Genomic DNA, 9,137 nt, shown 5'->3' with positions numbered 1-9,137 from the left:
TTTACTTTTGGCGAAGCAAATTATAACTCTTTACCATGCTGTTTAAAAAATACTCACGAAAGATCAACACGCCTTAGAACCTGCTATTCTCAAGCGTTTATAAAAGGAGAAGCGAGGACAGGGAGTTGGCAAACATTATAGGCCGTTCCTTACCGTTCGAGATGTTCCCAGTAAAGGAAGGGTTCATCGACGACCAGCGCTTACTCATAATCGTATAGTTCATTTATTTTCTGATCTTGAATTAGCCACATTTCTTATCTTCGACTCATAGACAGGATCTTAAGAGCTAAGCTGTTTATTTAGATAGAAAAAAGGCTTCATTTATGATCAGATAATCGTCGCCAAACAAACCACCTATATCAACCGTGAAGCCGATGACAATTATCTCCCTACAAAAGCAGTTTAAGCAATTCTTTAATGCTGATGGCCTTCAAAAAATGGCAAAAAATACAGGGTTTATGAAACGATGTCGGGCGATATTACCCGAGTAATTAGTCATTAGCTTAGTCGCCGCTTTGAGCAAAGGGAACTGCTCCTCCATTGCCGATTTACTAAGGCAATTCAATATTGCCATCTTGAGCTGGAACACCTGCTGTTAGCGTATTCATGATATTTCCTTTTTAAAGACTGTTTTTAATAAAGTTGAGCGAACCTTGTACAGATAGGCTCTGACACAGCAAATTAAATTCTTCTTGTAGCTGCATCAAGTTACATTCTGACTGCACCGAAGCGGTAATCGAGATATGGAACTGGTCGCTATCGAGCTGAACCTTAGATTTATTGATGGTTTGCGCGCTAAGCGAATCGAGACCGATGTTTCGGTCTGCGAAGAACTGGGTAAATTGCTCGGTCAGTCCGAGTTTGTCGTCTGACTCAACGAACACCTCGACGGTGTAGGAGTTATCTATAACATCATGGGTTGAGGTTCGTTTCATGATGGTAATCAAGTCGTGCTGCTGGCCAAGCAAGGGCAAAGTGGTTTCAACGCGTGTGAGGTTATTTGCCTTTCCCGACAGTAGCATTATGAGCGTAAACTCTTCCCCAAATAGGGCAATACGACTATCAATAATGTTGCAGCCCGATTGGGTAACCAAGTTAACCACTTGATTACATATGCCTGGGCGATCGGTGCCCACTGCTGTGATTACTAGATGTTGAGTCATTAAATCACGTCTCTTTATATTCCATTGATGTATGCATGTTAGCACAGTTACTCAGAGGAATAAGTGAGAGAAAAGGGCTTTTACTCGGGCGAATTGATCTTTCGAGCTGATTTTTGCAACGAAAGGTCAACCCGTCCTAGCCACCTTGCTTTCGATGTGTAACAAATGATAAGAATATCGAAGGGATAAAAATAACTAAATGATGAGCAGTGTCCGCTTACACGATACTGACATTTGGCCTCATTCATCTGATAGATTGAACGCAAGTTAATCAAATATTTGTTAGAACGCCATTAGAAGTCGTTTTACCTCAAACATACAACAATATTTAGTGCAGTTGTTGCCAGTAAGCGGTTTTAATGTCTTGTGTTTCTTGAACCGCTTACAGTAACATGCAAAAAGAATAAATTAAGGGAGATAGACATGTTTTCAGGAAGTATCGTTGCGCTGGTTACACCATTTAATTCCGATGGTGAAGTGGATTTCGACAGCCTTAAAAAGTTGGTTGAGCACCATATTGCTGCAGGTAGTGATGGTCTGGTTGCGGTAGGCACAACAGGTGAGTCTTCAACACTCACGATTGAAGAGCATGTTAAAGTCGTCACCAAGATCGTTGAATTTGCCGATGGTCGTATACCTGTTATTGCGGGGACTGGAGCTAATGCTACGCACGAGTCGGTGCTGTTTAGTCGTTTGCTCAATGGTTCAGGCATTGCGGGTTGCCTGAGTGTGACTCCTTATTACAATAAGCCAACTCAAGAAGGCTTGTACCAGCATTACAAAGCGATTGCTGAAGTGAGTGATGTCCCACAAATTCTATATAACGTACCGGGTCGTACTGCGGTTGATTTGCTTCCTGAGACGGTTGCTCGCCTTGCCAAAATTGAAAATATCGTTGCATTAAAAGATGCGACGGGTGATCTAGACCGAGTCGCCATTCACCGTGAACTTTGTGGTGAAGACTTTATCTTATTAAGTGGTGATGACTTAACGGGCCTTGAGTTTGTTAAGCGTGGTGGCGATGGTGTGATCTCTGTAACCAACAATGTTGCCGCCGCTGATATGGCAACCATGTTCAAGCTTGCTAAAGAAGGTAAGTTTGAAGAAGCCGAAGAGATCAACAAGCGTTTGGCACCTCTACATAAGAATCTGTTTGTTGAGTCAAATCCTATTCCCGTAAAATGGGCGGTTCATAAAATGGGCCTGATCGCTGAAGGTGGCTTACGTCTACCGCTGACTGAATTGTCAGAAACAGCGCAACCCGTTGTTGCTAAAGCAATGACTGAAGCGTGCATTTACTAAAACGTATGAAGTGATGCCGAAGTGAACCTTCGGCATTTAGGAGTATAAATGAAGTATTCTCACCAGCTAGTGATTGGGTCACTGGCTGTTTTCGTTCTTACAGCATGTTCTGGTAACCCGAGTCAACGACGTCAAGCCAAAGATGATTTCGAATACTTAGCAACCCCTGAGTTTTCAGAATGGCAATTGCCTGAAGATGCTCAACCTCAGTTCTACCCGAACTTTGAGATCCCAAGTGGTGAATTCAGTGGTGGAGTTGGACGTGACGTTGATATTCGTCCTCCTCAACAGGTGCTTGAATTGATCCCGGGTGCTCGTGCTGAACGCCAAAATGGTGAAGTGACACTATGGTTGATTCGAGCAGAAGAGGCTGATCGAGTATGGCAAACCGCCGTCGATATGCTGGCTGAGCGTGGTATTGGCATTCGTGAACAGTCAGAGAATGACATCGAGACCGATTGGGTGACATGGAAATCTGAAGATGAAGAAGTTGAGATTGGCAGCCGCTACTCTCTGTCGCGTTTCCAATCGAACAACCGCCACGGTTTTAAGATTAATCTGATTGATTGGCGTGAGGGTTCTACAGAGAAGCCAGTAACGGCGACCAATAAAGAGCGTTACAACGCGTTCCTTACTAACCTAGTGATGGCGAAGTACGATGAGAATCTGCGTGCTGAAGCGACGTTGAAAGCGCAGGAATTGGTGAAACGTATCCCGATCTCAATGGGCACCGACCGTAGTGGCTTGCCTGTCATTATTGCTCGTACACCATATGATGTATTGTGGCAGCGTTTGCCGACCTTGCTACCGACAATGGGTTTTGATCTTGAAGGGCGTAACCAATCACAGGGTACAGTGGAAGCGAAATATGCAGCGCCAAGCGATAATTTCTGGGAAGAGGTGGGCCTACAGCCTATTGATTTAGCGCCAGGTTCTTATACTTTCTTGTTGGGTGATCTTGGTAACCGTACGTCAATTAACGTAACGGATTCATCAGGTAAACCGGTGGAAGAAGCGCTGCTTAAATCAATGGTGCCAGTGTTAACACACGTTGTAGATCAAACCGAACACAAAGCTGAGTAGCGAATGCTGAATAGCTAGAGCCAATAAAAAAGAGGACATTGTGTCCTCTTTTTTGTCTTAGTTAAGCAATCTGCCGTTTATCTGTGAATCAGGCTCGCCGTTTAACGATAAGACTAGCGATCTTGGCGGTCCGTGGACTTATCTTGTTGCGCTTTCTCGTGGTTTATCTTATCCAAGCTATTGAGCTTATCGAGTTCTCGCTCTCTTTTACCACGCCTCTTCCAATCCATATTAGCGGTCTGTTTGAGCGCTGCAATGTTACCCACCACAATGCTTACCACTATGATGATGATGACCCAAGGGTTTGTAAGCCATTCCCACATAAGTACTCCTAATGGCTAATATTGGCTACGAAGCGATCATAGATCTCGTCTAGCTGCTCCAGAATAATCTCATACCCTAATACTGGCTTAGATTGGATCTGCTTGCCAAGTAAAGCAGGCGATAACTGCGATAAACACGATTCGGATACTTTGCGGTGGCTAATATGCCATGGCTCGATCGCCACACCACCGAGATCTTGGCTGTACGGAAAAAAGAACCCAAACTGCGGAGCATGCTCAGATAACCATTGGTAAAACGCTTGCTGGTGGCCAGTAAGGTATTCCCATGGCTCTAACTGCAACTGTGTACCATCAGGTAAGTGGTTACGAGCAAAGACATCAAAGTCACAGCCCCAATGGTGACGACTCGCGCCGGGAAGGGCTGACCACCTCAGAATCGCCGCCAACTTCTGATGCTCCGTGAGTGTTGAAGTATCAAGAGGTTGGCTTTCTGAATCTAATATTGGAAGGTCACCAGAGAACTTACGATTCCATATCAGAGATTGCCTGTCATAGTCGCGAAAGCCACTGGCAATCTTCATTTTAAAACCGGCAAGTTGAGCTGCTTCAATCAAATGGTTTAGGTCATTTTTGACCTCACGGTGAACCAAGAAGGTTTTGCTGCCAATAAGGCTAGGTTCCAAATGAGAATCTGATTGTCCAGTAAGCTGCTCTGGTGTCATAACGTGTCTCTCAATAATTAGATGTCATGAGTCGCTGATTAAAGAACTATTTAGCGAACAGGTTCACGAGTGTTCTTTCGTACATGTCGGTGAGCTTCTCTAGATCCGCTACTTTCACGCATTCGTTAACCTTGTGAATGGTTGCATTAACAGGGCCTAGCTCTACTACTTGCCCTTTCATGCGCGCAATAAAGCGTCCGTCAGACGTACCGCCAGTCGTTAGCAGTGCAGGTTTCACATCATTGACGTGACCCACAGCATCAACAATAGCATCAAGCAACGAACCTGCGTCGGTTAAGAACGGGTCGCCATTGAATGTCCATTTTAGATCGTAGTCGAAATCATACTTGTCGAGCGTGGTTGTGATGCGCTCAACGATGATGTCGTTGCTTAACTCGGTGCTAAAACGCAGGTTAAATTGAACATTAAACTCACCTGGAATCACGTTTGATGCGCCTGTACCCGCACTCACATTTGGGATCTGGAAACTGGTTGGTGGGAAGTAATCATTCCCTTTGTCCCACTCGGTGGTTGCCAGCTCGTTGATTGCCAGCAGAGAGCTATGTACTGGGTTGTTCGCTAAGTGAGGGTAGGCTACATGACCTTGGGTCCCTTTAATCGTTAGGTCGCCAGTGATAGAGCCGCGACGGCCGTTCTTCACGACATCACCCACGAAGTCAGTACTGGATGGTTCACCGACAATACACATGTCGATGTTCTCACCACGAGCCATCAGCGCTTCAACAACACGTACGGTACCGTTAATGAAAGGGCCTTCTTCATCGGATGTGATCAGGAAACCAATTGAGCCTTTATGATCGGGATGTTTAGCAATGAAGTGTTCAACGGCAACCACCATTGAAGCCAGAGAGCCTTTCATATCTGCAGCGCCACGGCCATACAAGAAGCCATCGACAACCGTCGGTTCGAATGGCTTAGTGTTCCACTGATCGATCGGGCCTGCTGGCACAACATCAGTGTGGCCTGCAAAAGCAAACAGAGGCGCTTCAGTACCACGGCGAGCCCAAAAGTTGGTGGTATCTTCAAAGACCATCACCTCGATTTCAAAGCCGAGTGCTTTTAAGCGTTCAATCATCAGGTCTTGGCAGCCTGCGTCTTCAGGTGTAATTGATTGGCGGCTAATGAGATTTTTTGCCAGAGCCAAAGTAGGGCTATCTGTCATCCTTGAATTCCTTGTTAAATAAAATGTGTTGTCAGGTGTTGAATCGGGAAACTTCAGCACCTTGCTGTATGTTAAGTGACTAAGCAAAAAAACACTTAAGCAAAAATAGCGGCGTATTGTGCGGCCTTAAAACCAATGTACAGCTTACCGTCGACTTTTAAAATCGGGCGCTTGATCATAGCGGGCTGTTCAACAAGTAATGCCACGGCTTTTTCTTCGGTAAGTGTGTCTTTCTGTTGCTGTGAAAGCTGGCGATAAGTCGTACCACGTTTATTGAGTACAAGCTCCCAGCCTAGCTCTGAGCAGAATGCTGTGACTAACTCTTGGTTGATGCCTTGCTTGCGATAATCGTGAAATTCAAACTCGATACCTTCATTTTCAAGCCATTTCTTCGCTTTTTTGATGGTGTCGCAATTGGGGATACCAAACATAGTGATCGTCATTACTCTTCCTTTAGGTGATTTTATTTCATTGTTATGGGGTGAATCCTATCAGGAAGCGACAATTCAGACAAAATAGAGTGAGGAATATTTCATAGAGTGAAAAAAAATAGTAAGAAAATGTCACTAATGGAGAGTTATTGATCAGTCTCAACATGTTGTTGGCGAAAAAGGAAATAATTGTTTGGCACATATATAGGAGGTGTCAATGGAGTTGAGTCCTGTTTTTGCAAGGCGGCTATATTTAGCATTGTTAGTGGAAAGCCTTGATAGGCCAAATGTGCCTAAACTCATCGAAAAAACGGGTTGGCCTCGTCGTACGATTCAAGATGTACTCAAGGCGCTACCGGGGATCGGTATCGAACTTATGTTTGTTCAAGATGGGCGACGTCATAATGATGGTTATTACCAGTTATCCGACTGGGGACCCTTTGATAGTCAGTGGGTTTTAGAACGCAAAGGCGATATAGCAACAAGCCTTGGATTTAGTGCATAAGCCAGCGAAAGCTGGCTTTTTTTGATCGCCCTAACTGAGATCTTGGCAGTTAAAAAGCGAACCGGTTCGCTATTGGTTACGATTGGGATGGCATAGGTAAGCAGTACCGAGCATGGTCACAGAAGTAGTAAAGTGTTGCGGGAGCGTAAATATCACCGTATCAGCACCTAACTCAATGGCGTTGGATTTGAGTTCATTCATAGCGCCTTGAATCAAGGTGTCATTGGGGTAAAACAGGTAGCTGTACCAGTGACCTTCGCTGCCTGTTACTTCCCCTTGGTACCGGCATTGGCTGATATCGATGATACCGTGGTAATCCATTTGCACATTGTCTGCTTCACTATGAGGTCTTGATGTCGGCACTGTGCACCCTAGCAACATGCAGTTGGCAGCCAAAGCAAACCACTCCTTTTTCATACGCTTATCCTGTTACGCCATCAAATAAATCGCAAAACCTACCCAGCTCGCGATCAACAATATCCATGGTAACTTACTGTTGTGGTTGGGTGAGGTCTCAACGCTTGGTTGTACGCTGTCTTCTTGGTTGAGGGTTGTTTGCTGAATTTGCTTCTCTTTCTGTACTCGTTTTTTGGCTTTATCGGCTTGGCGATTACGCTCTTTTTGCTGCTTTTTATACAGTGCGATGCCTTTTTCGATGCCCTGAGCTATTAGCTTAGTCTGCTCTTTCGTTTGCGCTGGCTTTTGAGTCGCTTTGGCTATCTTCATGGCTTCTTGCTGAGATTCAACCGACGGTGTATTTATTTTCTTTTTCATACTGAGTTCGATGATTAAAATGGATTACCCAATAAGATAACGCAAACCTAGTGAAGTATGAATGATTTGCGTTAAAGTGTCGGTTTGAAAATAAGTGAAAGTGAGATTTGTGCGGTACTCCATAGAACAATACGACAAGCACGGCTTTTTAAAAGCCCCAATCCTATTATGGTTAGGCTGGCTGTTTCTGGCGAAAGCGTTGGTCGTTTTCATTGTGGCAGGTGCAAGCCGAGAATCGGGCACCGATATTCTTGAGACCATCTATCCTGATCATCAGATGTTTTATGTCGGGATTGGATTGAGTATCCCTAGCTTGTTATTGATGTGGTTATTTGGACTAAGAACGCCCGATAGAAAGCGCTTAAATAGAGTTGTGTCATGGGGACGTTGGGTTACCATGATGGCTATCTTGGCACAGAGCTCTCACACCCTGTATTTAATCTATTTGGATAATGGATGGTTTCGTTGGTCAAACGCTATCACTCTGTTGCTGCTGTTATGGTTAGCGCTTTATCTAACCAATAGCCATGCTGCGAGGGATTGCTTTAAAGTAGTTGAGCTAGAAGACTGATTCTCATCAAAACATTTGTCCAATTCACCATTATACTTAAAAGCTAAAAACGAAAGGATTATCTATGCTTAACAACTCAACTGAGCAGTCAAACATTCAAAGTGCTATCTTGCCGGAAGCAGGACCTTTTGCTCTTTACGTTCAACTTAAAGTGAATGCTAACGCTACTAAAGTGCTCGCCGAGCTTAAAAAGATCCCATCTTTGATCAACGAGTTAAACCAAACTCAACCAGACGCCCAGCTCACTGCATCGGTTGCTTTTTCAAAGGCTTTTTGGGATAAGTTCGAGCAAGCGGCCCCTGCTGATCTGATTGATTTCCCTGAGCTTGGTGAAGGCGATATTAGCGCACCGAGCACGCTGTCTGATGTGTTGATTCACTGCCATTCAAACCGACATGATCTGCACTTCTTTATCTTACGCAAGTTGCTCTCTGAAGTGGCGGCTGACGTTGAAGTGGTCGATGAAACCTACGGTTATCGCTATTTAGATTCTCGTGATATGACCGATTTTGTCGATGGCACTGAAAACCCGAAAGACGCACAACGAGCTGAAGTGGCGATTGTGCCAGAAGGTGAGTTCGCTGGTGGCAGCTATGTGATGGTGCAGCGTTTTGTACACAACCTGCCTGCATGGAACCGATTGAGTGTTTCAGCGCAAGAGAAAGTGGTTGGTCGTACTAAGCCTGACTCTATTGAGCTAGATGATGTCCCAGCAGCATCTCATGTTGGTCGCGTTGATATAAAAGAAGAAGGCAAGGGCCTTAAGATTGTTCGCCATAGTCTACCTTATGGCAGCGCAACGGGTGATCACGGTTTACTGTTCATTGCTTACTGTAACGTTCGCCACAATTTCGATGCGATGCTCGAGAGCATGTACGGCGTAACCGATGGCAAAACAGACCAACTGCTTCGTTTTACTCAAGCTGTGACCGGTGCTTACTACTTTGCGCCTTCCGCTGATATGCTGAGTGCATTAGTGGTCAAGTAAACCCACCATTAACAAAATTGCTAGATATTCAATTAATTAAGGGAGCCTCGGAGGTAATGCCGTTCACTTAAGGTGAGCGGCATTGTTTTTTCTAGGATATCGGCTTGGCTTTTTCTTCACGACTCTAGGGA

12 protein-coding genes and 1 pseudogene are annotated in these 9,137 nt (G+C 44.8%); 6 read left to right on the top strand and 7 right to left on the bottom strand.

Annotation, left to right across the window (positions count from 1 at the left end):
- Nucleotides 1–374: 374 nt before the first annotated feature.
- Nucleotides 375–566: pseudogene (locus tag Q1A70_RS17660) on the top strand (IS4 family transposase); the annotation flags it as partial.
- Nucleotides 567–620: 54 nt separating this feature from the next.
- On the opposite strand, the gene Q1A70_RS17655 reads toward Q1A70_RS17660, so the two are convergent.
- Nucleotides 621–1,163, bottom strand: coding sequence for a glycine cleavage system protein R (locus Q1A70_RS17655; RefSeq protein ID WP_299694700.1), 543 nt, complete (start codon nucleotides 1,161–1,163; stop codon nucleotides 621–623).
- Nucleotides 1,164–1,586: 423 nt separating this feature from the next.
- Between Q1A70_RS17655 and dapA the strand changes: the two genes are divergently transcribed.
- On the top strand, nucleotides 1,587–2,465 hold the full coding sequence (gene dapA / locus Q1A70_RS17650) for a 4-hydroxy-tetrahydrodipicolinate synthase (RefSeq protein ID WP_299694697.1): 879 nt from the start codon (nucleotides 1,587–1,589) through the stop codon (nucleotides 2,463–2,465).
- Nucleotides 2,466–2,513: 48 nt separating this feature from the next.
- Nucleotides 2,514–3,548 (top strand): outer membrane protein assembly factor BamC, encoded by a 1,035-nt coding sequence (gene bamC / locus Q1A70_RS17645; RefSeq protein WP_299694694.1) that lies wholly within the window; start codon nucleotides 2,514–2,516, stop codon nucleotides 3,546–3,548.
- A 113-nt stretch (nucleotides 3,549–3,661) separates the two neighbouring features.
- On the opposite strand, the gene Q1A70_RS17640 is transcribed toward bamC, so the two are convergent.
- From Q1A70_RS17640 to Q1A70_RS17625, 4 genes are all read right to left on the bottom strand, one after another.
- Nucleotides 3,662–3,871 (bottom strand): DUF2897 family protein, encoded by a 210-nt coding sequence (locus tag Q1A70_RS17640; protein WP_299694691.1) that lies wholly within the window; start codon nucleotides 3,869–3,871, stop codon nucleotides 3,662–3,664.
- An 8-nt stretch (nucleotides 3,872–3,879) separates the two neighbouring features.
- Complete coding sequence (locus Q1A70_RS17635; protein ID WP_299694688.1) at nucleotides 3,880–4,554, bottom strand: M15 family metallopeptidase; 675 nt, start codon at nucleotides 4,552–4,554, stop codon at nucleotides 3,880–3,882.
- A 46-nt stretch (nucleotides 4,555–4,600) separates the two neighbouring features.
- Nucleotides 4,601–5,737: a succinyl-diaminopimelate desuccinylase gene (dapE, locus tag Q1A70_RS17630; protein WP_299694685.1), complete on the bottom strand. Its 1,137-nt coding sequence runs from the start codon at nucleotides 5,735–5,737 to the stop codon at nucleotides 4,601–4,603.
- Nucleotides 5,738–5,832: 95 nt separating this feature from the next.
- Nucleotides 5,833–6,180 (bottom strand): ArsC family reductase, encoded by a 348-nt coding sequence (locus Q1A70_RS17625; RefSeq protein ID WP_299694682.1) that lies wholly within the window; start codon nucleotides 6,178–6,180, stop codon nucleotides 5,833–5,835.
- 205 nt (nucleotides 6,181–6,385) lie between these two features.
- Here Q1A70_RS17625 and Q1A70_RS17620 point away from each other — a divergent pair, with 205 nt between their 5' ends.
- Nucleotides 6,386–6,673, top strand: coding sequence for a helix-turn-helix domain-containing protein (locus Q1A70_RS17620; RefSeq protein WP_004741665.1), 288 nt, complete (start codon nucleotides 6,386–6,388; stop codon nucleotides 6,671–6,673).
- Nucleotides 6,674–6,742: 69 nt separating this feature from the next.
- On the opposite strand, the gene Q1A70_RS17615 is transcribed toward Q1A70_RS17620, so the two are convergent.
- Both Q1A70_RS17615 and Q1A70_RS17610 read right to left on the bottom strand, forming a co-directional pair.
- Nucleotides 6,743–7,090: a DUF4156 domain-containing protein gene (locus Q1A70_RS17615; protein ID WP_299694678.1), complete on the bottom strand. Its 348-nt coding sequence runs from the start codon at nucleotides 7,088–7,090 to the stop codon at nucleotides 6,743–6,745.
- A gap of 12 nt (nucleotides 7,091–7,102) precedes the next feature.
- A complete protein-coding gene (locus Q1A70_RS17610) occupies nucleotides 7,103–7,447 on the bottom strand; it encodes a DUF2956 domain-containing protein (RefSeq protein ID WP_299694675.1) in 345 nt (114 codons plus the stop codon).
- A gap of 109 nt (nucleotides 7,448–7,556) precedes the next feature.
- Between Q1A70_RS17610 and Q1A70_RS17605 the strand changes: the two genes are divergently transcribed.
- The gene (locus Q1A70_RS17605) at nucleotides 7,557–8,018 is read left to right on the top strand and encodes a DUF2919 domain-containing protein (protein ID WP_299694672.1); all 462 of its coding nucleotides are present in this window, start codon (nucleotides 7,557–7,559) and stop codon (nucleotides 8,016–8,018) included.
- A 64-nt stretch (nucleotides 8,019–8,082) separates the two neighbouring features.
- A complete protein-coding gene (locus Q1A70_RS17600; RefSeq protein WP_299694669.1) occupies nucleotides 8,083–9,006 on the top strand; it encodes a Dyp-type peroxidase in 924 nt (307 codons plus the stop codon).
- Nucleotides 9,007–9,137 lie beyond the last annotated feature (131 nt).

It is taken from the genome of uncultured Vibrio sp. (assembly GCF_947488985.1).
Classification (GTDB): Bacteria; Pseudomonadota; Gammaproteobacteria; order Enterobacterales; family Vibrionaceae; genus Vibrio.
The sequence above is the reverse complement of the archived record's forward strand: the minus strand, read 5'-3'. Positions and strand labels throughout refer to the sequence as shown.